Here is a 22,386-nt window from a genome sequence, read left to right on the forward strand (position 1 = left end):
GTCGTCAGGGCGCGAATGGACTACAACAGAAGACCAGATCGGAATATGGACATTGAACCAGCGACAAGGCATTCGAACGTAGCGATCCTGTTGACGTTGTTCGGCCCGGAGCAGACAACTTGACATCCGGACCGCGCCGCACTCCGCGTCGAGGTGCTCTGACCTGTTGCTCAAATCAGATAGTCCGACCTCAACGGCTCCATCAACTTCGGGTTGTCCGAGTAATCGACCGGGATCGCAACGACGGCGGGGCCATCGACAGACATCGCCTTGTGCAAGGTCAAGCGCAGTTCGTCAGCCGACTCAACCGCGAAACCCGCCGCTCCGAACGATTGCGCGTAGGCCTTGAAGTCGATCGGCCCAAATTCGACGCCCGAACGCCGCTTGTACTTCTGGACCTCCTGAATCCCGACCATGTTGTACATGTTATCGACCCAGATCACATGGACGAGGTTGGCTTTGAGGCGCACGGCGGTCTCCAGTTCCATGCTGGACTGCATGAAGCTCCCGTCGCCCGACACCGAGATGACCTTTTCGCCCGGACGTACGAGCGATGCCGCGATCGCCCACGGCAGCGCCACGCCCATCGTCTGCTGACCATTCGTAATCAGCAGCTGCCGCGCACGGAAACTGTGCAGGTACCGCGCAATCCAGATGTGGAAGCTGCCCATATCGACACACATCGTCGTATCGTCGCCTACGACGTTCTGCAATTCATGGACGATGCGCAATGGGTGGACCGGCGAGCCTCCCAATGCCGCGGACCACTTGGCCAACGCCAGGCGTGCACTGGTATGTGTTACGAGAATGGCGTTTGTTTCCGGCGAGCGGCTCAAGGTACCCGCTTCCGGGGCAAGCACGTCGAGCGTCTTCGCAATGCTACCGACGAGTTCTACGGCGGGCCGATAGTATCGATCGACATCGGCCGGCACCACATCGATGTGAATCAGCGTGCGCCGCGCATTCTTGTTCCACTTGGGCGGCTCGTATTCAACGGGGTTGTAACCGACCGTCACTACGACATCGGCCTGATCGAGCAACCGATCGCCGGGCTGGTTGTTCCACAGACCGACGCGTCCGGCGAAATTCGCGAATTGCGGCGAGCCCAGGGCCCCCGCTGCCTGAAAGGTGCCAACGACGGCCACGCCCGTTTTCTCGATAAAACTGCGGACCGCCGCTGCATTCTCCGGGGTGCTGGCGAGCATGCCGAGCAGCAGGACGGGGTTTCGCGCCTCCCCGAGCAGTTCGGCAGCCGCGCGGATGCTGTCCGCCGCTGCGGGCCCCAGTTCGGGAGAAGGAAGATGGGTCAATGCATCGCCTGTGGCCGGGGCGTTGACGAGGTCCATCGGCAGGCTGACGAATGCTGCACCCGGACGGGGACGCTCGGCAGCCCGAAACGCATTGCACAGCACCTCCGAAATGGTTGATGACGTGACCACTTCCGCGCTGAACTTCGTAATCGGCTTGAACAGGCTCACGGTATCCATCGTCTGGTGGACCTGCTTGAGCCGGTCGTCAAGCGGCACCGCGCCACCGATCGCCACCATCGCGTCGCCTTCCGAATTCGCCGTCGCAAGACCCGTGGTGAGATTCGAGACGCCTGGGCCAGAGGTGACGAGCGCAACGCCCGCCTTGCCCGTCAGCCGGCCCACGGCCGCCGCCATGAAGGCCGCATTCGCCTCGTGCCGGACCACCACAGTCTCGATCGACGAGTCGACCAATGAATCGAACACACGATCGACCTTGGCACCGGGAATGCCAAACACATGCTTCACGCCTTGTGTTTCGAGGTTGCGGACCACCAGATCAGCGCCACATTTCCACGACGTTTCGACGTCGCTTTCACTCTTCAACATGTTCAACTCCAGTAATTTTCAACAGTTCATGAAGCAGCGCCTGTGTCGACCGGCTGATTCATCAGCCGGTCATTCAACCTTCAGCGGCCTCGATCGCCTTGCTCATTTCCTCCGAGTGCAACGTGGCTTGCTGAAAGCTCTCGGTCTGCGGAAGATCGATGCGCAGCTTCGAGATCTTCGCGATCTCGAGCTTGCCTTCGAGCAGGCGATAGTCGAGGACATGGCCACCGCCGCGTCGATCGTCGGTGATGTAGTGGACGTGAAAGCCCGCCACGTTGATGCCCTGCACGTACGGGGGGCAACGAAATCCGATCAGCGTGCCCGCTGTTTTTTCAAACTTGAAGACCGGCTGCCGCTCGATTGCCTGAAGCATGGGCCGGTATGGTTTGGTCTGGCGTGGCACCGTGCGCGTCTCGACGCGCTCGAAACGGCCGTCGATACGAAAAGCGCAAAAAAGATTCGGCGACCCGACCAGTTTATCGATGATGTCCTGCACTTCGAGCTTGTCAAGCGCGGTCATGAGTTCCCCACTGATCGTAGGGCGAAAGTGCGTCATCACCGCGAACGGCGTCTTCTGGTCCATCGCTGCGACACGCGCGCTTCCATCCTCACGCAACTGGTGAACTTCGCTGTCGAACGCGACGAGCTCCCCATCGAGGTCATTGAACGTGCCGAGACCGAAGTCGCCGTGTTCGAGCAGTTCAGCGATCGTCACGCTTCCGTCATACACGCCGTCGATGAGCGCACTCATCAACGAGGTTTGATAAATCTCACTCAGTTCGAGATCAGCTTCCTTTTCTCGTAGGTGTGCAAATGATTGTGAAATCTCATGGACACAAGAACACGCGACTGCGGCTTCCATAACTCCGGTTTCCTGAAATGCGGTTGATATGGACACAGTATGGTGCGCCGCGATGCGGGCGTCTAATACAGAAAGCAGTCTGCTTTAAGACGAGATAGATATGGAATTTCGCTACCTCAAGTATTTCGTGGTCGTTGCCGAAGAACGGCATTTCACTCGCGCCGCGGAGCGGCTTGGGATGGCGCAGCCCGTGGACAAACCGGCACATCCGCGTCGGCTTCGCAAGCTCAGTCGTCTTTCATCCCGTCATTCCCGAAATCGTTCGCGCATATCGTGAATTGCACCCTGATGTGAGACTGTCGCCATCCGAGAGCAATGTCGCGGCGTTGATTGACGATCTGCTGGCCGAACGCATTGACCTGGCGATCATTCGCCAAACTTCGCAGGACTCGGAACGCGTGAAGATCGAGGCGCTCTTCGATGAAGAGATGCTGCTGGTACTGCCACCGCAACACCGGTTGGCCGCGTCTGCAAGCATCAGCCTGCGCTCGATTGCCGAGGAGAGGTTGATCATGTTCCCCCGGGAAATTGCGCCCGTTCTGTACGACGAAGTGATATCCGCGTGCCAACGCGCCGGCTTCAGCCCGCTGCTCGGGCAGGAGTCCACCCAGGTCGCATCCGCCGTCAGCATGGTTGCGGCGGGCTTCGGCGTCTCGATCGTCCCCCACTCGATCCGCCAGCTGTTGGCGACCGGGGTGACCTACCGTGCGATCCAGGGAGCTCAGCCCAAGGCACAAATCGTCATTGCGTATCGGTCGACCGAGTTTTCTAAAGTCGTTCGCGATTTCCTGGAGCTCGCGAGGCGCCTGAGCAGGAGCCGTCCCGCGCACCCACTCGAAACTCACTTCCTGGATGCCATGAGGTATCCAAACGTATGAGCGCGCTATGCCAGCGGAGGATCGCAGCGACCGTTCGTAGAATGGCTTTCCTCAAGTCGTCCATGTATCTTGATTCCATGGACTTTGCGATTTCATTCGAGGGGCGCCATGTCAAACGTTCTGCATAACTGGATTCATATCGGTAGCAACGCGTACGACGAGTACACGTTCGTCCCCTGGCTGAACAAGAACGTGTATCGCCGGACTGTTGACCTTAGCCACATCTGTATCCATTGAGGGCCACGATGAGCACGAACGCAAGAGATTTACTCGAGCTGCGCCGAGATGATCCAACGTCGGCAGAACTGCGGAAGATGGCCGCGAACATCATCGCTGTCGGCGTCGCAGATCGACGCGAGGGCTGCTGACATGAACGCGCTCGAACGGTGGCGCTCCCGACCTCTGTGTCCTGGATCGCTGCGATGAATGCGGCGAGATGAAGGAAGACGTCCAGAAGCGCGTGAACTATTGGCCAATATTACTGCCGTCTGCTGTGGAAGTGCTTCACCGAAATGACCGGCGAATACAGCGGATCTTCGGCTCTATCACGAGTCAGCGATGGCCGGAATGATCCTGACTTCGCGCCTGTTCGCATCGGGCATTCCCAGGATCATGCGGGTCACTCCTTCGGTGATCTTCGTGTGGGCATTGCATTTGGACGCTGAAATTTAATAAAGCGTTCTTCTTCTACCAGTTGAGACGCGCCCTTGCCGGGCGAGCCTCATCGTCAACCATCTGGTAAATAAAATGTCTGTCGAAGCTTTAAATCTGGCGCGCGGCCAGTTTGCGATGACCGCAATTTTCCACATACTCTGGCCAATCCTGACGATCAGCCTCGCCGCATTTTTGCTCGTTGTTGAATTCCTGTGGATCAGGACGAGTGATCTGGTCTGGTACCGTCACGCGCGCTTCTGGAGCAAGCTCCTGATCCTCAATTTCGCTGTCGGCGTTGTAAGTGGTATCCCAATGGAGTTTCAGTTCGGCACCAACTGGGGACCGTTTCGCAGTACACCGGGCAGTTCTTCGGCAATATCCTGGGCTTTGAGGGCGCGATGGCCTTCATGCTTGAGGCCGGTTTTATCGGCATCATGATGCTCGGCTGGGGGCGTGTTCCCAAGGGGATGCACCTGTTCGCCACCGCGATGGTGGCGCTAGGCTCATCGATTTCCGCGTTCTGGATCATGGTCGCGAATTCGTGGCTGCAAACACCGGCGGGCGTCGCTGTGGTGGATGGCAAACTCGTGGTGACCGACTACGTAAAAGCGATCTTCAACCCCGATATGCCCTGGGGTGTTTCCCATATGTGGTTCGCCGCGCTGGAAACCGGTCTGGTCGTGGTCGCCGGCATCTCGGCCTACTATCTGCTCAAGCGCCGCCATCCGGAGTTTTTCGTCCGCTCGTTCAAGCTCGCGCTGCTGATCCTTTGCTTCGTCGCTCCCGTACAGATCTGGCTGGGGGACTCCAGCGGCGGCGACGTCTTCGCAACCCAGCCAGCCAAGGGTGCGGCGATCGAAGGCCACTGGCGAACCAACGCACCGGGCACTGGTGCAAGCTGGTCGCTGATTGCATGGCCTGACGCTGCCAGGCAGGCCAATGACTGGTCGCTCGAGATTCCCGGCATGCTCAGCATCCTCGGTACCCACAGTCTTCACGGTCAGGTGAAGGGACTCAGGGACATTCCGGTCGCCGACCAGCCGCCGATGATCCCGCTGCTCTACTACGCATTCCGGGCGATGGCCGGTATCGGCTTCCTGTTCATGGTGCTCGCCTTCTGGACCCTCTACGCAATCCGTCGAGCGCGCGGTCGCGTGGACGCACTCGTCGCACAGCGCAAGCTGCTCCTCGCCTGGGTGTTGGCCATTCCGCTGCCGTACATCGCGGTGGAATGCGGTTGGATTGTCCGCGAAGTGGGTCGTCAACCGTGGGTTGTATATGGGCTCATGCGCACGTAGCACGCAGCCTCGGCCATCTCCCCGACGGCGATCACCGGCAGCATGGTGATGTTCGCAACCTTCTATGTGATCCTGATCGTTTCGTTTTTCATCTTCGCACGTCGCTGGTTGAAGAACGGCCCGGATCTGACGCTGATGCCGCCGGCTGAGCCGATCCGCACCGTCGGTTCGCATGCCATCGACTACTAGCCATAGCATGCACCCTTACCGCACAGTCTGAAACCTATAGGCAAGCAAAATGAATCCCTCATCAACTCAGAACCTTCTGAGCCATGCGTGGTTTGGTCTTATTGGCCTGATGCTCGTGCTCTATGTCGTGACCGACGGTTTCGATCTCGGTGTCGGCGTGCTTACCCTGTTCCGGCGTCGGGCCAACGACCGAGACCTCATGATTCAGTCCATTGGCCACGTATGGGATGCCAACGAGACCTGGTTGGTGGTGTTAGGGGGTGCGCTGTTCGGCGCCTTCCCTTCCGCGTATGCAATGATCCTTTCGGATCTTTATGTTCCCGTGATGATGCTTATCGCAAGCCTCATCATGCGGGGCGCGGCAATCGAATTCCGGCATGCAGCGCATACCAGCAAGGCGGCCTGGGACCGAGTGTTTGGTATTGGTAGCCTGCTCGCCGCAGTCGCGCAAGGCATCATCCTTGGGAGGATCATTACCGGGTTCATTCCCGGCAGCGCGAGCTTCGGCTTGATCGCGGTGACCGCAATCGGTGTTGTATCGGGTTACTGCCTGCTCGGTGCGACATGGCTCATAAAGAAGACCACTGGCAGGATCGCAAGCGCGGCGCGTGGGTATTCGGTGATCACCCTCTTCACGACCGTCATCGCGGCAATCGCAGTTTCGCTCGGCACGTTGAAGGTGAGCCCAATCGGCATCACCCGCTGGCAGGATCATGGCGTATTGCATGTGTTGATTGCTCTCGCCATTCTGGCGGCGCTGGCGTCCGTGTATGTTCTGTATTCGGTCTTCATGCGCGGAGAACATGGCCCGTTCGCGGGCTCGACGATCCTGTTCGTCGTGTCGTTCGCAGGTCTGGCTATCAGCTTGTTCCCCTACCTTGTTCCGGGTCAACTGACGGTTGCGTCCGCAGCCTCAGACAGCTCCACGTTGACGTTCATGCTCTTCGGTATTGGAATGCTGTTCCCGGTCATGATCGGCTACAACCTGTACCAGTACTACCTTTTCCGGGGCAAGGTTGTCCCGGTCAAGCATTAAGCTACTCCGTCGAGCCCGAAAGAAAGCGAGAACGTCAGCTCCGTCAGATCGGATTGGATATGGAATTTCGCTACCTCAGGTATTTCGTGGTCGTTGCCGAAGAACGGCATTTCACTCGCGCCGCGGAGCGGCTTGGGATGGCGCAGCCCCCGCTAAGTCAACAGATACGCAAGCTGGAGCGTGAAATCGGCGCACAGTTGTTCCGGCGCCTGACGCGCGGCGTCGAACTGACGGATGCCGGCCGCGTCCTCTACGAGGACGCAAGGCGCATCCTCGATCAGGTCGAGCAGGCGAGAAGCCGCGTACAGAGCGCAGCCCGTGGACAAACCGGTCACATCCGCGTCGGCTTCGCAAGCTCAGTCGTCTTTCATCCCGTCATTCCCGAAATCGTTCGCGCATATCGTGAATTGCACCCTGACGTGAGACTGTCGCCATCCGAGAGCAATGTCGCGGCGTTGATTGACGATCTGCTGGCCGAACGCATTGACCTGGCGATCATTCGCCAAACTTCGCAGGACTCGGAACGCGTGAAGATCGAGGCGCTCTTCGATGAAGAGATGCTGCTGGTACTGCCACCGCAACACCGGTTGGCCGCGTCTGCAAGCATCAGCCTGCGCTCGATTGCCGAGGAGAGGTTGATCATGTTCCCCCGGGAAATTGCGCCCGTTCTGTACGACGAAGTGATATCCGCGTGCCAACGCGCCGGCTTCAGCCCGCTGCTCGGGCAGGAGTCCACCCAGGTCGCATCCGCCGTCAGCATGGTTGCGGCGGGCTTCGGCGTCTCGATCGTCCCCCACTCGATCCGCCAGCTGTTGGCGACCGGGGTGACCTACCGTGCGATCCAGGGAGCTCAGCCCAAGGCGCAAATCGTCATTGCGTATCGGTCGACCGAGTTTTCTAAAGTCGTTCGCGATTTCCTGGAGCTCGCGAGGCGCCTGAGCAGGAGCCGTCCCGCACCTTGTTTGAACCGAATCGTGGCCTGAGGATGACAGCGTCTTATTCACTAAACCATATCGAAATAACCACCTTCAATATATTGGACGCTAGCCCGCACCGCGACATACTGTCGTCAACGTCAGTCGGCTACAGGCAAGCATCACGGCTCAGACTACCGTAGTGGAACCATTCTCAAGGCGCCTCCGCTGGATTCCAAAGGACTAACATCATGACTTCTTTTTTGCCGCAAACTTCTACCAATCTATCTGCCGGTCGCACGGTCGAGAATCTGCGAGGTGCAGCGCTGCTGCACAATCCGCATGCCAATAAATCCACCGCTTTCAACTCCGCCGAGCGCGAACACTTGGGGCTGGTTGGCCTGTTACCCGAAAAGATTGAAACCGAGGATGCACAGATTCAGCGAGCCCTGAAGCAGATCGAATTGAAGACCAGCGATCTTGAACGCTACATCTATCTCTCATCACTGCTCGACACCAACGAGACGCTGTATTACCGGGTATTGATGTCGGATCCAGCGCGCTTTATTCCATTGGTCTATACGCCGACTGTCGGTGAGGCCTGCGAGAACTTCGGCCACATCCTCCGCCGCCCGCGTGGCATGTATTTGCCCATTAGTCGCAAAGGTCAGCTCAAGGAGATCCTGCGCAACTGGCCGGAAAAGGATGTGCGCTTCATCGTCGTTACTGACGGCGAACGCATTCTGGGCCTGGGGGATCTCGGCGTGAATGGCATGGGAATCCCTATCGGCAAGCTGGCGTTGTACACCAGTTGCGCTGGCGTGCCTCCTCAGGTCACGCTGCCGATTACTCTTGACGTGGGAACCAACAACGAAAATCTGCTGGCAGATGGGCTCTATCTTGGGCTGCGTCAGCGCCGGGTCACTGGCGCCGAGTACGACGAGTTCATCGAAGAATTTGTCATGGCGGTTCAGGAAGTATTCCCGCGTGCCTGCATCCAGTTCGAGGACTTTGCGTTTACCCATGCTGAACCGATCCTGACACGTTATCGCGATCGCGTTTGCTGCTTCAACGACGACATCCAGGGTACCGCGGGGGTCGCACTTGCCGGCATTCTGGCTGCGCTGCGCGTAACAGGCGGAACGCTTGCGAACCAGCGCTTTCTGTTTCTTGGCGGCGGAACTGCAGGAAGCGGGATTGCCAGCCTGCTGGCCAAGGCCATGATGGAAGCCGGCGTGTCACAGGAGGACGCCTTCGGCGCATGCTGGCTCTACGACAAGACGGGGTTGATCCATGCCGGGCGCACCGATCTGGCCGAGTTCCAGATGCCATTTGCTCACGACCATGAGCCGATCGGCGACTTCATCACCGCAATCGAAACACTGCGCCCAACGGCCATCATCGGTGTAAGTACGGCGGCCAAAGCGTTCAGCCAACCCGTGATCGAGGCGATGGCACGCATCAACGAACGCCCGATCATTTTCCCTTACTCCAACCCGACCTCACGTTCGGAATGCACTGCGGAGGAAGCCTACACCTGGTCTGAAGGGCGTGCCGTGTTCGCCAGCGGCAGCCCGTTCGCCCCAGTGCAGTACAACGGGCAGACCTTCGTCCCCGGACAGGGCAACAACGTCTACATCTTTCCGGCGCTTGGCATGGCCATCTACGCCACAGAGGCCCGACGCGTGACCGACCAGATGCTGATTACCGCCGCCCGCGCGCTCGCCGGCCAGGTCACGCAGGACGATCTGGACGCGGGACTGATCTACCCACCGCAGTCGCGTATTTTCCAAACCTCGTTGGTAGTCGCGCGCGAGGTCGCAAGGTTCATTTTTGACCAGGGGCTTGCGGGCGTACCCCTGCCCGATGATCTCGACGCCTACATCGACGGGAAAGTTTACCAACCCTCCTATCAGTTGGCTTAGCCGTACGCAGATCATGCATTGACGGTTTATGTGACGGTGTCCGCGCTACTCCATCTATCTGTTCGGTCGTTTGGTAGTTAAACGGCATCCATGGATGCCGTAGCGCAAGATGGGCCCGTCACGACCGGCCTCACTCGAATACGTCCGCTGCATTGCGGGTTGGTGCAACTACAACTGGAGGTCCCCATGGACGAAGCCGTAAACAAGCCGAGACCGGAATTCCGGAATATCGGTATCGGTCAAATACTGACGGCATACCGTCTCCCGCTGGCGGGGCGCGTGTCGATCCTGCATCGCGTGAGCGGCGCGCTGCTTTTCGTGTCCCTTCCGTTCCTGCTTTACCTGTTTGATCGGAGCCTGACTTCCGAACTCAGTTTCGAAGTCTTCAAGGGTGTCCTTTCCAACGTGATCGTGAAGGTCATCACGCTCGTGCTGGCGTGGGCTTTTCTCCTCCACTTCTGCGCCGGCATCCGCTACCTCGTGATGGACACGCACCGTGCGGTCTCGAAGCAAGGTGGCAAGCAGACGGCGTCCGTCGTGGTGGTCGTCTCGTCTGTCCTGACGATTGCTTTCGCGCTCAAACTGTTCGGAGCTTTCTAAACATGGCAACCCATAACCAAATCGGGCCGAAGCGTCTCGTCGTCGGCGCTCATTACGGTCTGCGCGACTGGCTCGCGCAACGCGTCACCGCCTGCGTGATGGCGGTCTACACCGTCATCCTGCTCGTGTGGTTCTTCGGCGCGCAGGACTTCTCGTATGAAGGCTGGGCGTCGATCTTCGCGACGCAATGGATGAAGCTCGCCACGTTCGTCACGCTGTTGTCGCTGTTCTATCACGCATGGGTGGGGATACGTGACATCTGGATGGACTACGTGAAGCCGGTCGGCGTGCGGCTTACCCTTCAAGTTTTGTCGATCGTCTGGCTGGTCGCGTGCGCGGCTTTCGCCGCACAGATTCTCTGGGGAGTGTAAAGAATGGCTGCAATCAGGAATTCTCTGCCGCGTCGCCGTTTCGACGTGGTCATCGTCGGCGCGGGCGGCTCGGGGATGCGCGCTTCGCTGCAGCTCGCACGCGCGGGTCTGTCGGTTTGCGTGCTGTCCAAAGTGTTCCCGACGCGTTCGCATACGGTCGCCGCGCAAGGTGGCATCGGCGCGTCGCTCGGCAACATGAGCGAAGACAAGTGGGAATGGCACTTCTACGACACGATCAAGGGCTCCGACTGGCTCGGCGACCAGGACGCGATCGAGTTCATGTGCCGCGAAGCACCGAATGCCGTCTACGAACTGGAACACATGGGCATGCCTTTCGACCGCAATGCGGACGGCACGATCTATCAGCGCCCGTTCGGCGGCCACACCGCGAACCACGGCGAAAAGCCGGTGCAACGCGCCTGCGCGGCGGCTGACCGTACCGGTCACGCTCTGCTGCATACGCTGTACCAGCAGAACGTCGCCGCGAAGACGCAGTTCTTCGTCGAATGGATGGCGCTCGACCTGATCCGTGACGCCGACGGCGACGTGCTCGGCGTGACCGCACTGGAGATGGAAACCGGCGACGTCTACATCCTCGAAGGCAAGACCACGCTGTTCGCCACGGGCGGCGCGGGCCGGATCTTCGCGGCATCGACCAACGCGTTCATCAACACCGGTGATGGCCTTGGCATGGCCGCGCGTTCGGGCATCGCGCTGCAGGACATGGAATTCTGGCAATTCCACCCGACCGGCGTGGCCGGCGCGGGCGTGCTGATCACCGAAGGCGTGCGTGGCGAAGGCGGCATTCTGCGTAACTCGGACGGTGACCGCTTCATGGAGCGCTACGCACCGACACTGAAGGACCTGGCGCCGCGCGACTTCGTGTCGCGTTCGATGGGACAGGAGATCATTGAAGGGCGTGGCGTGGGTCCGAACAAGGATCACATCCTGCTCGACCTGTCGCACATCGGCGCCGAGACGATCATGAAGCGTCTGCCGTCGATCCGCGAAATCGCGCAACGGTTCGCGAATGTCGACTGCATCAAGGAACCCATCCCGGTCGTGCCGACCATCCACTATCAGATGGGCGGCATTCCTACGAACGTTCATGGCCAGGTGGTCGGCACGTCGCAGGGTTACAAGGATCCGGTCAACGGCTTCTACGCTGTGGGCGAATGCTCGTGCGTGTCGGTGCACGGCGCGAACCGCCTGGGCACGAACTCGCTGCTCGACCTCGTGGTGTTCGGCCGCGCGGCCGGCAACCATATCGTCAAGCACGTGAAGGAAATCAAGGAGCACAAGCCGCTGCCGCCGGATGCCGCTGATTTCGCGCTATCGCGTCTGGACAAGCTGGAAAAGTCGTCGTCGGGCGAATACACGCAAGTGATCGCGGGCGACATCCGCTCGTCGATGCAGAAGCACGCTGGTGTGTTCCGCACCTCGAAGCTGATGACTGAAGGTGTCGAGCAGATCAAGGCACTGGTCGAGCGCGTGAAGCATGTGCATCTGAAGGACAAGTCGAAGGTGTTCAACACCGCGCGCGTCGAAGCGCTTGAACTCGCCAACATGATCGAAGTGGCGCGCGCCACGATGGTGTCGGCCGAAGCGCGTAAGGAAAGCCGCGGTGCGCATGCGCCGAGCGAGTACCCGCAGCGCGACGACGAGAACTGGCTGCGCCACACGCTGTGGTTCAGCGAAGGCGATCGCCTCGACTACAAGCCGGTTCAAATGCAACCGCTGACCGTCGCAACGGTTCCGCCGAAGCCACGAACCTTCTAGGCGACACTCCCGGACTTAAAGGAAACGACCATGGCAAAACGTACCTTCGAACTCTTCCGCTACGACCCGGATAAGGACGCAGCACCGCGCATGCAAACGTACGAGATCGAGATCGACTCGCACGAACGCATGCTACTCGACGCGATCGTCAAACTGAAAGCTGTCGATGAAACGCTGGCGTTCCGCCGCTCGTGCCGCGAGGGCGTGTGCGGTTCGGACGCGATGAACATCAACGGCAAGAACGGTCTGGCGTGCCTGACGAACATGAACGACCTGCCGCAGAAGATCGTGCTGCGTCCGCTGCCGGGGCTGCCCGTCATTCGCGACCTGATCGTCGATATGACGCACTTCTTCAACCAGTATCAGTCGATCAAGCCGTATCTGATCAACGATACGCCGCCGCCGGAGAAGGAGCGCCTGCAGTCGCCAGAAGAACGCGACGAGCTCGACGGCCTGTACGAATGCATCTTGTGCGCGAGCTGCTCGACGTCGTGCCCGAGCTTCTGGTGGAACCCGGACAAGTTCGTCGGTCCGGCAGGCCTGCTGCAAGCCTATCGCTTCATCGCCGACAGCCGCGACCAGGCGACGGGCGAACGTCTCGACAATCTGGAAGACCCGTACCGTCTGTTCCGTTGCCATACGATCATGAACTGCGTCGACGTGTGCCCAAAGGGCCTCAATCCGACGAAGGCGATCGGCAAGATCAAGGAACTGATGGTGCGCCGAAAGGTTTGACATGAACGAGACCCCACACCAGTCCGACCCGCTGCGCCGCGCGCGACTTCGCTGGCGCGCCCGGCGCGGCCTGCTGGAAAACGATCTGATCTTTGAACGTTTTTTCGGCCGCTATGAGCAAACTCTCAACGATGCCGACGTCGGAGCACTCACACGTCTGCTCGAGCTGAGTGACAACGACCTGATGGACTTGCTGCTCGCGCGCAAGGAACCGGAGGGCGACCTTGCCGACCCGGACGTCGTTCGACTGCTCGCGTTGCTGCGCTCGGCTTGAGTGCGTCGATGTTGCATCAGGCGAGCCCACTGGTGGCGGAGCCGATGTAGCGCCACTTGGGCAGTTTAAGCCACGCTTTAAATGAAGGAAAGCTTACGATGGACAACTTTCGCACGGAGGCCGACAGCCTCGGAGAAGTCAGTGTTCCCGCCGACAGCCTGTGGGGCGCCCAGACGCAGCGTTCAATCGAACATTTCAGCATCGGGCGCGAGCTGATGCCACGGGAAATGATTACCGCCTATGCCTTTCTCAAGAAGGCGGCGGCCAACGCAAATCACGCCGGAAAGCGTCTCGACGACCAGGCCCATACACTGATTATCCAGGTCTGCGACGAGATCCTGGCCGGCCAGCATCACGACATGTTCCCTTTGCACGTCTGGATGACGGGCAGCGGTACGCAGTTCAACATGAACGTCAACGAGGTGATCTCCAATCGCTGTTGCCAGCTCGCGGGCACACCGCTCGGCAGCAAGAAGCCGGTTCACCCGAACGATCACGTCAACATGTCGCAATCGTCGAACGACTCCTTTCCTGCCGCGATGTACATTGCCGCCGCGCTCAACACGACGCAACGCCTGATTCCCGCCGTCGCGGCATTGCATGGCGCGATCGCGGCCAAGGCTCACGAATGGGACGACATCGTCAAGATCGGCCGTACCCATATGCAGGATGCAACCCCGCTCACGCTCGGCCAGGAGTGGTCGGGCTATGCCGGCATGCTTGCAGACAATCTCAAACGCATCGATGCTGCGCTTGAGGGCGTGTATTGCCTCGCGCTGGGCGGTACCGCGGTCGGAACCGGGATCAATGCAGCACCGGGCTTCGCAGAAGCAGCCGCCGCCGAAATTGCAAGGCTGACGGGACTGCCGTTTGTCAGCGCGCCGAACAAGTTCACGGTGCAAGGCGCCCACGATGCGCTGGTGCAGCTTTCCGGCACGTTCCGTACGCTCGCAGGGTCGCTCTACAAGATCGGTAACGATATTCGCCTGATGTCGTGTGGCCCGCGCGCAGGATTCGCGGAACTGCTGATCCCCGAGAACGAGCCTGGCTCGTCGATCATGCCCGGCAAGGTCAACCCCACCCAGGTGGAGGCGCTGACGATGCTCGCCGTGCAGGTCATGGCGAACGACGTGGCGGTCGGCTTTGGCGGCGCCGGCGGATTTCTGGAGATGAACGTCTATAAGCCACTGATGATCTTCAATCTGGCTCAGTCGATTACGCTCGTGACCGACGGCTGCACGAATTTCCGGCGCTTCCTGGTCGAGGGTACCAGGCCGAACGTCAAGAAGATCAAGGAATACGTCGATCGCTCGTTGATGCTGGTCACCGCGCTGGTGCCGGTAATCGGCTACGACCGCGCTTCAGCGATCGCTCACCATGCGGCGGAGCATGACCTGACGTTGAAGGCCGCCGCACTGGAACTCGGTTTCGTCGACGAACAGACGTTTGACCGCGTCGTCGACCCGGCCAAAATGGTCAGGCCATATGTCGCCACCGTAGGTTGAGGCCGCGAGCTTCGAACAGTATCGCTTGCCCACGCCTTCCGTTCCGGACGGCGAATTGCAAATACGGAGAGTCTACGCATGCATCGTTTCATCGTCGTAGGGGGAGGCGCGGGGGGGCTGGAGCTCGCGACGCGCCTTGGCGATCGCTATGGCAAGCGCAAGCGGAACAGGGAGCCGCGCGCGCTCGTCACGCTCGTCGATCGTTATCCCACGCATATCTGGAAACCGCTGCTGCATGAGGTCGCGGCCGGCAGCATGGATCCCTTCACGCAGGAACTCGCCTACGCGGCGCAGGCGTGCTGGCACGGCTTCGAGTTCCAGCAGGGCGAGCTCGTCGGTCTTGACCGCGCGGCGAAACGCGTCACGCTCGCCCCCGTGCTGGATGATGATGGCGCGGATCTGCTGCCGCTGCGCGAACTCGAGTACGACACGCTCGTCATTGCCATCGGCAGCTCCACGCATTTTTTCGGCGTGCAAGGCGCCGAGGAGCATTCGTTCGCGCTCGATACGGTCTGGCAGGCCGAGCGTTTCCCCAAGCGTCTCGTTGCCGCCTGCATGCGCGCCGAGCACCAGCACCAGGAGACCGTCGAGAGCGGGCCGGTTGTGTCGCCGCCAGGCGAACCGCGCCTCCAGGTGGCCATCGTCGGCGCCGGCGCGACGGGCGTCGAGCTCGCCGCCCAGCTACGCAACACGGCGCAGGTGCTTTCGGCGTACGGCCTGCACAAGCTCGATCCGAGTCGGGACATCGGCATTGTCGTGATCGAGTCGGGGCCGCGCATTCTGTCCGCGTTGCCGGAGCGTGTGTCTAGCGCAACCTCGGGACTGCTGGGAAAGCTCGATGTGAAGCTCATGACGGGCGAACGGGTGGCGGAGGTCGCGCCCGGTCTCGTGCGGACGGCGGGGGGCAAGACCGTGCGCGCCGATTTGACCGTCTGGGCGGCCGGAATCAAGGCGCCGGCCGTGCTCGCGAAGCTCGACGGGCTGCCCGTAACGACCCTCGGCCAACTGGCCGTGCGGCGTACGCTGCAGACGCACACCGATGACGATATCTTTGCGCTTGGCGACTGCGCGGCCTGTCCGTGCTCCGGTAACGAAGGCAATGACCGCAACGTGCCGCCGCGTGCCCAGGCCGCGCATCAGCAGGCGAGCTTTCTGGTGCGTGCGCTGGGCTACCGCCTGGACGGCCGACAACTGCCGGAGTTTGCCTATCGCGATTCCGGTTCGCTCGTCTCGCTCGGCCATTTCAGTGCGGTCGGCAACCTGATGGGCGGGCTCGTCGGCGGCAGTATGCTCGTCGAAGGATTGCTCGCGCGTTTCATGTACATGTCGCTCTATCGGCTGCATATTGCCGGGTTGCACGGCTATCCGCGCATGGCGCTCGATACCGTCGCGCACTGGCTGAGGCGCGCCACGCTGCCGCGCGTCAAGCTTCATTAGTGTTCTGTGGCAACAACATGTACCGATTAACGCACGTGACGTTGATCGGTGCAGAGACCTGGCCGGTCGCAGGGTTAATGATGACGAGGTTCGGATTTGCATCCTCATTCTGCATCGCCATAATTCTTCACGATGTTGCCGTCCAGCGAGTACTCAACGATCTCGCTCCTCGCGCCATTCGAGCCATCCGGTGCGCCGGTGTTTGCATAGCCAGTCCTCCGGAACCTGTCGCGAAGACGCTCAGGCTGAAGCCCGGTGTGACCTCTGGCTTCGCCGAACTCCCGACCCTCATTCACCAAATGATATTGAGATCACTATAACGCGTGCATTGCATGTATGCCGGTGGAAACCGATACTGCTTGCAGCGCTGTCTGACGCAGTAGTGGCCGATCAAGCCTTAGGTCGTCAGGCGCGCCAAAGAGCCCTGATAGCAAAGACCCGCATCGACAGGATGCTGGCCCCGTCAGAAGAAGAGTTGTTCATCGACGCACAATTGCCACCTATATGTTCAACGGTCTAATCAATATCCGGATGCTGTCGCGTGGCGCCATACTGCTTTCGCCGATATTCATCGCGGGACTCGTGACAGGCGATCCAATGTGGTTTCGCGCTGAGATCGTCACGCTGTCCGTCTTCATTGCCGCGGAACGCTCGTGCCTTGCACCGGTCGGCGTGCTGCTGCATGCGCTCGCAATAGGGTTGGGCGTTCTGGTCTTGACCCTGTCGCTTGGAAGACCGGCGACGTTCGTGATGGCGTCCGTCCTGCTCGCCATCGTTTGCGCGGGCATCACTGCTGCGGGGTCCTCCATGCGCTGGACCGGCAGCTTCACTTTCATTCCTGCGCTCTATATTGGCTTTGCAACGGCGGACAATGCCAATGGACATCGATTAGGGCAGCTCGGTCTGGAGGTGCTCCCGTATCTCCTTTGCTCAGCGATTCCCGTCATCCTCGCTTCGAGCGCTTCCCGGCTTTCGAAGCAGTTAGCGGGCGGATCGGCCGGCCGTGGTTGGCTCGCGCTTCGGCAGGTGACTGAAGCGCCGGCGCCTGGATGTTTCGAAGGGATTCTCGCCGCTGCCCTCGCTGTTGGCGTGGCGGCATCGCTTGTCGAATGGCAAGGCATTCACTACGGGCAATGGCTGGTTTGGTCGGCGGCCAGCGTTGTCACGGGCGATCTCGCGACGGCGCGCGCCAAATGGAACGACCGGATGATCGGTGCAATCGTCGGCGTTCCCGCAGGGATGCTGGTGGGAGTCTTCATGCCCCACGCGCCGGTGTTCTTCGATGTACTGACAGCCGCTACCGTGTTGACGCTCGTCGCTTTCGACCGGTATGTCATTGCGTTCGGTACGAGATGCGCGCTGCATGCGGTCGCGATCATTGTCGCGGGGCACGCCGTTTTCTTAGCCGACTACCGGGCGATAGACGTCGTCGCCGGTAGCGTAATCGGCATCGTCTTCGTCTTGGGGACCCATCTGATTGCCGGCTCGCTCAAAGGCAACCGCACCGAGGGCGGGCTCAGGCCCCGACGTATCGAGTGATATTCAACGGAACCCATCCTTTCATCAATTCTGGCGTTCCTGTAACGCGCACCTACGATTGCAGCCGCGGTTGAAGACTTCTTATTCCTGGGGGAAAGCGTGCAAGACCTTGCTGAGGGAGAACGCTTCGGGGTGGACGCTGAATATCACGCCGCCTGATCTGTGTTTTTAACGTCGTGAGCCGCAAAAAGACTCCTGAGCGCCTCAGCTTCCAACCATTCTCATGGCCTTCATCGTCCTGGCAACCCAGGTATATTCATGACGCGCTTGAGGTTGTGGGCCAATACCGACGTATGCCTCCGGCAAACAACTGTGGGCACAAGTTCAAACGCTCGAAGAATGGATTTGATACCAACTTTTCTCCTATCCTGGCAAGCATGGACGGCGCTGCTCCGAAGCCTCGTTTGCCTAAAGTCTTGAACGGCCCTGCTCTATTCGGAAGCGATGCGTCCAAGCGGTGCGCACCCGCTACGGCGCGCAGTCCGTGAGTCGTGTTGCGCACACAGTCATATTCGTCGGAGCGAATGATGTCGCGGACATATCTTACTCACCAGCAGATTTTTGATCTGGCCATCGTGCACCTTATCAGTCAGAGTCGCGCGTCACTGCTGCCGCGCGGTGGCGGCGCTTACCGCGGCCAATGCGGCGGCTGCCCGGTTGGTGCGCTCGTGCGCCTGAGCGACTACCGGACGTCGATGGAGGGGATACCTGTTCGCTTCGTTCTAGCCGAAGCCACGCAGATTCCCGCCTACATGGACGCCGGCGTTGCCGCACTAAAGCGTGCACTGCTGCGAGCCAGGGTGAACATCTCTTGCCGCGAGACGGTCGAGCTCCTGAGTTGCCTGCAGAACGTGCATGACATCTTTGGCATTTGGGAGTGGAACGACCGCTTGCATTCGATAGCAAGGCAGTTCGGACTGTCGGCGCAGAGCTTGCAGCGCGCTGCTTGATATCAGCGACTGCAAGGCCGGACAGGACGGCTCCATATCGAATGCACTGGCGGTGTCGGGTGTAGACGCATGTCGCCCACGAGTCGCCGCACTGTTATGGCACGCCTGAGATCTACACGATGCCGAGAAGCTCGCCGACCGGCAAGTTCAACTGCCGAACGGTAACTTGGCTTCCTGTGCGGCTGCAAGCATCGACAGGGTGATCTTGCGCGCCTCCAGTTTACTTTGCATGATACGAGCGCGCAGCAACAGGCACGCCTCGGCAAGCTTTCCAGGATCAAAGATCTCATGCGTAGTAATCGACGGATCGACCGGCTGCGCGCCGAGCGGGAACGCCTCACTATCCGCAGCCTTCGCACAGAACAGCGGCACCGATATCAGGCCAACCTGCTCGAACTGACGCGCGATGCTTTCTTTACGTGGGACATGAGCGGGAAGGTCCTCTACTGGAGCCGTGGCGCCGAAGCACTGTACGGCTTCGACCGGGCAGCGGCCATAGGCAAGGTCGTGCACACATTGCTCAACACGCAATTCGTCGTACCGCTCGAGCAGATCGTTGACCGGCTTCATCAGCACGATAGCTGGGAAGGCCAGTTCGCCAGGCGTCGCGCCGACGGCGCCCCGCGCATCGTGAGTTGCCGTCTCACTTTGCAGCGGGATGCGGCCGGGCGCGCTTCCATGGTCCTCGAGACCAACAATGACATCACCGAGCGCGTACGGCTCGAGGACGCGCTGGAGCAGGCGCGGTCCGACCTGGTTCGAATGAATCCGGTGCTCGTCCTGGGCGAGTTGACGGCGTCGATCGCGCATATGGCTTGACCCCCACGCGGTCAAGGGTTTCCCCCAAACACTTCTACTGCCGAATCCATCGTACGCAAGCCGCGGACACGCTATCCACGCCGCGCGGCCAAAATTGCAGCAGGCATCGTTCGCTGCGGCAAAAAACGATGTGCGCGGTTCAGAGAGTCGCCGCGTCGTGCACCACGCAGGCCAGGATCATCGCTTCCGCATTGATGGGCGTTGGGCGTGAGATCGGCTTGTAGACGGCGTCGCCGGGATTGATCGCTTGCCCGCTCATCGCGCAGAAGCCCGGCATGCGGGCGCGCGCCATGCGCCAGGCCTGGTCGCCGAAACAGCCGCGCGTCGCATCGCGCCAGGCAATCGTGGCCGTCGACGACGTCGGCCGGTCGATCAGCGTCACTGCGGCGGCAAAGCATCCATCGGCACAGTGCGCCTTCTGACGGCGCTGCTCGGCCCCTTCCACAGCGGCCAACCGGCGCGAAGGCGTCCCCAGCAGACAGATGGTCTGCTCCCACGGATCCATCACGTTTGCGTTTGCCAGCATGTCGAAACTCCTTGCGAAAGCGATCGGGTTAGCATTGCTTCTGGACTTTGGGACGCGGCGAAGGGCAGCGCGCCGTTCTCCTCCCGCGACGGGCATGCTGGCGACTTATCCACCATTCACAGTCCGCGTCTCGTCAGTCGGTAACAGCGGCTGGCCGCGGCCTTCGTGATGCCAAGCATGCATCGGCCAGGCGCGAAGGTTGTTCTGCATCGTCTGCTGCGCGCCATTGCGCGCGCCAGGTCGGGCCGTGCGGGCCGCGCCTGGCCGCGGGCATAGAGATATGGTCTGAAGCACTCTTGCGATGCGAACGACATATTTCTCTCCATATGTTGCAAGCCAGTCCGGTTTTTATGCTCAACCGCTCGTGCGACTCTTCCGACGTCGATTCCAGCATACGGATGCCCGCAGGCGGCTGCAAAGCTGCGTTTGGACATTCACCTCATACCTGGGGATATGCCGTGTCATACTTCCTGGCGTCTCGTTGCCTGGATCGGCCGCGACGCGTCCCGATCGGGCAAGCGAAGTGTCTGAACCTTTGGGCGCGCTCTTCAAGGAATTTGTTATGGCTACCGATGGGCATGCGCCGCCGTCCACGAGCGGAATCCCCGGCTCCACAGTTTTCGTTGTGGACGACGAAGAGTCCATGCGTCTGGCGTTGCGTGACTTGCTGGAATCAGGGGGGTATTGCGTCGAGCCGTTCGGTTCCGTCCGCGAATTCCTGGAGTTTCGCAAACCCGGCGGTCCTAGCTGTCTCATCCTCGATGTCAGGCTGAAAGGCGAGAGCGGGCTGGCCTTCCAGCAGTCGATGGCGCGCGAGGCATTACATATGCCGGTGCTTTTTATGACCGGTCACGGGGACATGGAAATGTCGGTGCGTGCAATGAAAGCCGGCGCGTTCCATTTTTTCCCGAAGCCTTTCCGCGATCAGGACATGCTCGACGCGATCTCCGAGGCAATATCGAAAGACGCGCAGCGCCTCGAAAAGGAACTCCGCCTGAATGTTCTACGCGAGGCCTATCAGTCGCTCACGCCGCGCGAGCGCGACATCCTGGCGCTAGTCGTCAGCGGAATGCTGAACAAGCAGATTGCCGTCCAGCTCAACGTAAGCGAAATCACCGTCAAGATACATCGCGGTCAGTTGATGAAGAAGATGGGCGCGCACTCACTCGCGGACCTCGTGTTCAAGGCCGCCGCACTCGACATCGGCCCCCAGCAGGGAGGTCCGCGCCCCTGAGCGCTATCTGGAGACCGTGACAGAAGAGTTCGGCACAGCTCCGGCCTTGCGCGTCACCATTCAGATGCGGATATTGGCGAGCTCGCGCTTCAAGGCTACCGCGTCCACCGGTTTGTCGAGGAGCGCGACAGCCAGGCTCGCCTGCCCCCGCAAATGCAACCGTCGCTGGGGAACGCGCTCACAAAGATTGTCGGCGGCGCCGCGCCCAGCGCGACAAGACGATCGAGCAACTCCAGGCCCGACATCCCGGGCATGCGGATGTCGGAAATCAGAACTCCGTTCTGAGTGCGCAGGTGAGAGGTGCGCGCCGCCAGGTAGTCGGTCGCCAGCGGAAAAACCTGCGTCGAATAGCCAATCGACTGCACAAGGCTTTCGATTGCGAGGCGCGACGATTCATCGTCGTCGATGATCCAGACCGTCCCAAAAGACGGGAGTCGGCAGCTGCTGTCTGGATGGACTTCGTGAGGGCAAGCATCGACCTGTCCATGTACCGGCGTATGTTCCGCTATCCCTTCCGGAATGTATAGCCCGAAGCTCGGCACGACATTGCGGCTTGTGGTGCGCGCCATCGCTCGAAACGCTGCCCATGTCCGTTCGAGGTTGTAGCCGCCCTATGCCGGGCGGCCCGCGTCGTCCTCAATCCCGAAACGCCACCGTTGCTGACCAACAAGCAGTCATGTCGTGGACATGCCATCGGGCCGTATGACGCCACCCCACGTCTGTAGCGACTGGGAAAGAACCCTGCACCTGCGGCACCTCTCCTCGAGACCGCCGGTAGCGCGAGCAATACCGGCGTATAGCTGCGGCAAACAACGGTTGGCAGAAGTCGAAACATTCGGAGAATGGATTCGATACCAATCTTCGTCCTATCTTGGCAACCATAGGCGGTGCGGCTGGAACAGTGACTACTTCGAAGTTATGACAGGTCCCCCGTCCCGTCTGTCGGAAGCAATGCGTCGCAAGCTGTTCACGCGTCGACAGCAATTCGCAAATTGCTTTCGAACG

At 60.3% G+C, this 22,386-nt stretch carries 21 protein-coding genes and 1 pseudogene; 18 read left to right on the forward strand and 4 right to left on the reverse strand.

Translation table 11 applies throughout. The annotated features are described in order from the left end of the window. Nucleotides 1–170: 170 nt before the first annotated feature. Both alsS and budA read right to left on the reverse strand, forming a co-directional pair. Nucleotides 171–1,856 carry an acetolactate synthase AlsS gene (gene alsS / locus F6X40_RS15595; RefSeq protein WP_187628432.1) on the reverse strand — a complete coding sequence of 562 codons (1,686 nt, stop codon included), beginning with the start codon at nt 1,854–1,856 and terminating at the stop codon, nt 171–173. Between the two features lie 73 nt (nt 1,857–1,929). Continuing rightward, nucleotides 1,930–2,718 carry an acetolactate decarboxylase gene (budA, locus tag F6X40_RS15600; RefSeq protein WP_187628433.1) on the reverse strand — a complete coding sequence of 263 codons (789 nt, stop codon included), beginning with the start codon at nt 2,716–2,718 and terminating at the stop codon, nt 1,930–1,932. 100 nt (nt 2,719–2,818) lie between these two features. On the opposite strand from budA, the gene F6X40_RS43225 reads away from it, so the two are divergent. The 17 genes and pseudogenes from F6X40_RS43225 to F6X40_RS43525 all read left to right on the forward strand — a co-directional run bounded on the left by F6X40_RS43225 (nt 2,819) and on the right by F6X40_RS43525 (nt 19,621). Further along, nucleotides 2,819–2,995, forward strand: a complete 177-nt coding sequence (locus F6X40_RS43225) for a LysR family transcriptional regulator (protein WP_222946088.1) — start codon at nt 2,819–2,821, stop codon at nt 2,993–2,995. Further along, a complete protein-coding gene (locus F6X40_RS42330; RefSeq protein WP_316251814.1) occupies nt 2,976–3,596 on the forward strand; it encodes a LysR substrate-binding domain-containing protein in 621 nt (206 codons plus the stop codon). The genes F6X40_RS43225 and F6X40_RS42330 overlap by 20 nt, the downstream gene beginning before the upstream one ends. 108 nt (nt 3,597–3,704) lie before the next feature. Then, nucleotides 3,705–3,833 (forward strand): hypothetical protein, encoded by a 129-nt coding sequence (locus F6X40_RS42335; RefSeq protein WP_262421461.1) that lies wholly within the window; start codon nt 3,705–3,707, stop codon nt 3,831–3,833. Nucleotides 3,834–4,343: 510 nt separating this feature from the next. Next, a pseudogene (locus F6X40_RS15610) lies at nt 4,344–5,737 on the forward strand (cytochrome ubiquinol oxidase subunit I). Nucleotides 5,738–5,786: 49 nt separating this feature from the next. Next, on the forward strand, nt 5,787–6,773 hold the full coding sequence (locus tag F6X40_RS15615) for a cytochrome d ubiquinol oxidase subunit II (RefSeq protein WP_187628434.1): 987 nt from the start codon (nt 5,787–5,789) through the stop codon (nt 6,771–6,773). A 59-nt stretch (nt 6,774–6,832) separates the two neighbouring features. After that, the gene (locus tag F6X40_RS15620; RefSeq protein ID WP_187628435.1) at nt 6,833–7,756 is read left to right on the forward strand and encodes a LysR family transcriptional regulator; all 924 of its coding nucleotides are present in this window, start codon (nt 6,833–6,835) and stop codon (nt 7,754–7,756) included. A 182-nt stretch (nt 7,757–7,938) separates the two neighbouring features. Further along, nucleotides 7,939–9,612: an NAD-dependent malic enzyme gene (locus F6X40_RS15625; protein ID WP_187628436.1), complete on the forward strand. Its 1,674-nt coding sequence runs from the start codon at nt 7,939–7,941 to the stop codon at nt 9,610–9,612. A gap of 186 nt (nt 9,613–9,798) precedes the next feature. Further along, entirely contained in the window at nt 9,799–10,212 is a 414-nt protein-coding gene (sdhC, locus tag F6X40_RS15630; protein WP_187628437.1) for a succinate dehydrogenase, cytochrome b556 subunit, read from the forward strand. 2 nt (nt 10,213–10,214) lie between these two features. Further along, nucleotides 10,215–10,583, forward strand: a complete 369-nt coding sequence (gene sdhD / locus F6X40_RS15635) for a succinate dehydrogenase, hydrophobic membrane anchor protein (protein ID WP_187628438.1) — start codon at nt 10,215–10,217, stop codon at nt 10,581–10,583. A gap of 3 nt (nt 10,584–10,586) precedes the next feature. Beyond that, on the forward strand, nt 10,587–12,362 hold the full coding sequence (gene sdhA / locus F6X40_RS15640; protein ID WP_187628439.1) for a succinate dehydrogenase flavoprotein subunit: 1,776 nt from the start codon (nt 10,587–10,589) through the stop codon (nt 12,360–12,362). Nucleotides 12,363–12,392: 30 nt separating this feature from the next. After that, the gene (locus F6X40_RS15645) at nt 12,393–13,097 is read left to right on the forward strand and encodes a succinate dehydrogenase iron-sulfur subunit (protein ID WP_187628440.1); all 705 of its coding nucleotides are present in this window, start codon (nt 12,393–12,395) and stop codon (nt 13,095–13,097) included. A gap of 1 nt (nt 13,098) precedes the next feature. Beyond that, nucleotides 13,099–13,371 carry a succinate dehydrogenase assembly factor 2 gene (locus tag F6X40_RS15650; protein WP_187628441.1) on the forward strand — a complete coding sequence of 91 codons (273 nt, stop codon included), beginning with the start codon at nt 13,099–13,101 and terminating at the stop codon, nt 13,369–13,371. Nucleotides 13,372–13,469: 98 nt separating this feature from the next. Continuing rightward, entirely contained in the window at nt 13,470–14,876 is a 1,407-nt protein-coding gene (gene fumC, locus F6X40_RS15655) for a class II fumarate hydratase (protein WP_187628442.1), read from the forward strand. Between the two features lie 78 nt (nt 14,877–14,954). After that, on the forward strand, nt 14,955–16,313 hold the full coding sequence (locus tag F6X40_RS15660; RefSeq protein WP_187628443.1) for an NAD(P)/FAD-dependent oxidoreductase: 1,359 nt from the start codon (nt 14,955–14,957) through the stop codon (nt 16,311–16,313). A gap of 504 nt (nt 16,314–16,817) precedes the next feature. Further along, nucleotides 16,818–17,852 carry an FUSC family protein gene (locus F6X40_RS15665; RefSeq protein ID WP_187628444.1) on the forward strand — a complete coding sequence of 345 codons (1,035 nt, stop codon included), beginning with the start codon at nt 16,818–16,820 and terminating at the stop codon, nt 17,850–17,852. Between the two features lie 524 nt (nt 17,853–18,376). Further along, a complete protein-coding gene (locus tag F6X40_RS15670; protein WP_187628445.1) occupies nt 18,377–18,802 on the forward strand; it encodes a hypothetical protein in 426 nt (141 codons plus the stop codon). Between the two features lie 426 nt (nt 18,803–19,228). Then, on the forward strand, nt 19,229–19,621 hold the full coding sequence (locus F6X40_RS43525; protein ID WP_410452418.1) for a PAS domain S-box protein: 393 nt from the start codon (nt 19,229–19,231) through the stop codon (nt 19,619–19,621). Nucleotides 19,622–19,760: 139 nt separating this feature from the next. Here the strand turns inward: F6X40_RS43525 and F6X40_RS15685 are convergent, their stop codons facing one another. Next, complete coding sequence (locus F6X40_RS15685; protein ID WP_187628447.1) at nt 19,761–20,147, reverse strand: DUF3331 domain-containing protein; 387 nt, start codon at nt 20,145–20,147, stop codon at nt 19,761–19,763. Between the two features lie 562 nt (nt 20,148–20,709). On the opposite strand from F6X40_RS15685, the gene F6X40_RS15690 reads away from it, so the two are divergent. Continuing rightward, on the forward strand, nt 20,710–21,381 hold the full coding sequence (locus F6X40_RS15690; RefSeq protein ID WP_187628448.1) for a response regulator transcription factor: 672 nt from the start codon (nt 20,710–20,712) through the stop codon (nt 21,379–21,381). Between the two features lie 95 nt (nt 21,382–21,476). Here the strand turns inward: F6X40_RS15690 and F6X40_RS15695 are convergent, their stop codons facing one another. Then, nucleotides 21,477–21,950 carry a response regulator gene (locus F6X40_RS15695; RefSeq protein ID WP_262421463.1) on the reverse strand — a complete coding sequence of 158 codons (474 nt, stop codon included), beginning with the start codon at nt 21,948–21,950 and terminating at the stop codon, nt 21,477–21,479. Nucleotides 21,951–22,386: the final 436 nt, after the last annotated feature.

This window comes from Paraburkholderia sp. UCT31, from assembly GCF_014397655.1.
Classification (GTDB): Bacteria; Pseudomonadota; Gammaproteobacteria; order Burkholderiales; family Burkholderiaceae; genus Paraburkholderia; species Paraburkholderia tuberum.

What these genes read in the sequence shown, in the direction of transcription:
- F6X40_RS15625 (WP_187628436.1), top strand. Translation starts at nt 7,939, where the DNA reads ATGACTTCTTTTTTGCCGCAAACTTCTACCAATCTATCTGCCGGTCGC.
- F6X40_RS15670 (WP_187628445.1), top strand. Translation starts at nt 18,377, where the DNA reads ATGATGTCGCGGACATATCTTACTCACCAGCAGATTTTTGATCTGGCC.
- F6X40_RS43525 (WP_410452418.1), top strand. Translation starts at nt 19,229, where the DNA reads ATGAGCGGGAAGGTCCTCTACTGGAGCCGTGGCGCCGAAGCACTGTAC.
- F6X40_RS43225 (WP_222946088.1), top strand. Translation starts at nt 2,819, where the DNA reads ATGGAATTTCGCTACCTCAAGTATTTCGTGGTCGTTGCCGAAGAACGG.
- F6X40_RS15650 (WP_187628441.1), top strand. Translation starts at nt 13,099, where the DNA reads ATGAACGAGACCCCACACCAGTCCGACCCGCTGCGCCGCGCGCGACTT.
- alsS (WP_187628432.1), bottom strand. Translation starts at nt 1,856, where the DNA reads ATGTTGAAGAGTGAAAGCGACGTCGAAACGTCGTGGAAATGTGGCGCT.
- budA (WP_187628433.1), bottom strand. Translation starts at nt 2,718, where the DNA reads ATGGAAGCCGCAGTCGCGTGTTCTTGTGTCCATGAGATTTCACAATCA.
- sdhA (WP_187628439.1), top strand. Translation starts at nt 10,587, where the DNA reads ATGGCTGCAATCAGGAATTCTCTGCCGCGTCGCCGTTTCGACGTGGTC.
- F6X40_RS15685 (WP_187628447.1), bottom strand. Translation starts at nt 20,147, where the DNA reads ATGCTGGCAAACGCAAACGTGATGGATCCGTGGGAGCAGACCATCTGT.
- sdhD (WP_187628438.1), top strand. Translation starts at nt 10,215, where the DNA reads ATGGCAACCCATAACCAAATCGGGCCGAAGCGTCTCGTCGTCGGCGCT.
- fumC (WP_187628442.1), top strand. Translation starts at nt 13,470, where the DNA reads ATGGACAACTTTCGCACGGAGGCCGACAGCCTCGGAGAAGTCAGTGTT.
- F6X40_RS15645 (WP_187628440.1), top strand. Translation starts at nt 12,393, where the DNA reads ATGGCAAAACGTACCTTCGAACTCTTCCGCTACGACCCGGATAAGGAC.
- F6X40_RS15660 (WP_187628443.1), top strand. Translation starts at nt 14,955, where the DNA reads ATGCATCGTTTCATCGTCGTAGGGGGAGGCGCGGGGGGGCTGGAGCTC.
- sdhC (WP_187628437.1), top strand. Translation starts at nt 9,799, where the DNA reads ATGGACGAAGCCGTAAACAAGCCGAGACCGGAATTCCGGAATATCGGT.
- F6X40_RS15695 (WP_262421463.1), bottom strand. Translation starts at nt 21,950, where the DNA reads ATGGCGCGCACCACAAGCCGCAATGTCGTGCCGAGCTTCGGGCTATAC.
- F6X40_RS15615 (WP_187628434.1), top strand. Translation starts at nt 5,787, where the DNA reads ATGAATCCCTCATCAACTCAGAACCTTCTGAGCCATGCGTGGTTTGGT.
- F6X40_RS15665 (WP_187628444.1), top strand. Translation starts at nt 16,818, where the DNA reads ATGTTCAACGGTCTAATCAATATCCGGATGCTGTCGCGTGGCGCCATA.
- F6X40_RS15620 (WP_187628435.1), top strand. Translation starts at nt 6,833, where the DNA reads ATGGAATTTCGCTACCTCAGGTATTTCGTGGTCGTTGCCGAAGAACGG.
- F6X40_RS15690 (WP_187628448.1), top strand. Translation starts at nt 20,710, where the DNA reads ATGGCTACCGATGGGCATGCGCCGCCGTCCACGAGCGGAATCCCCGGC.
- F6X40_RS42335 (WP_262421461.1), top strand. Translation starts at nt 3,705, where the DNA reads ATGTCAAACGTTCTGCATAACTGGATTCATATCGGTAGCAACGCGTAC.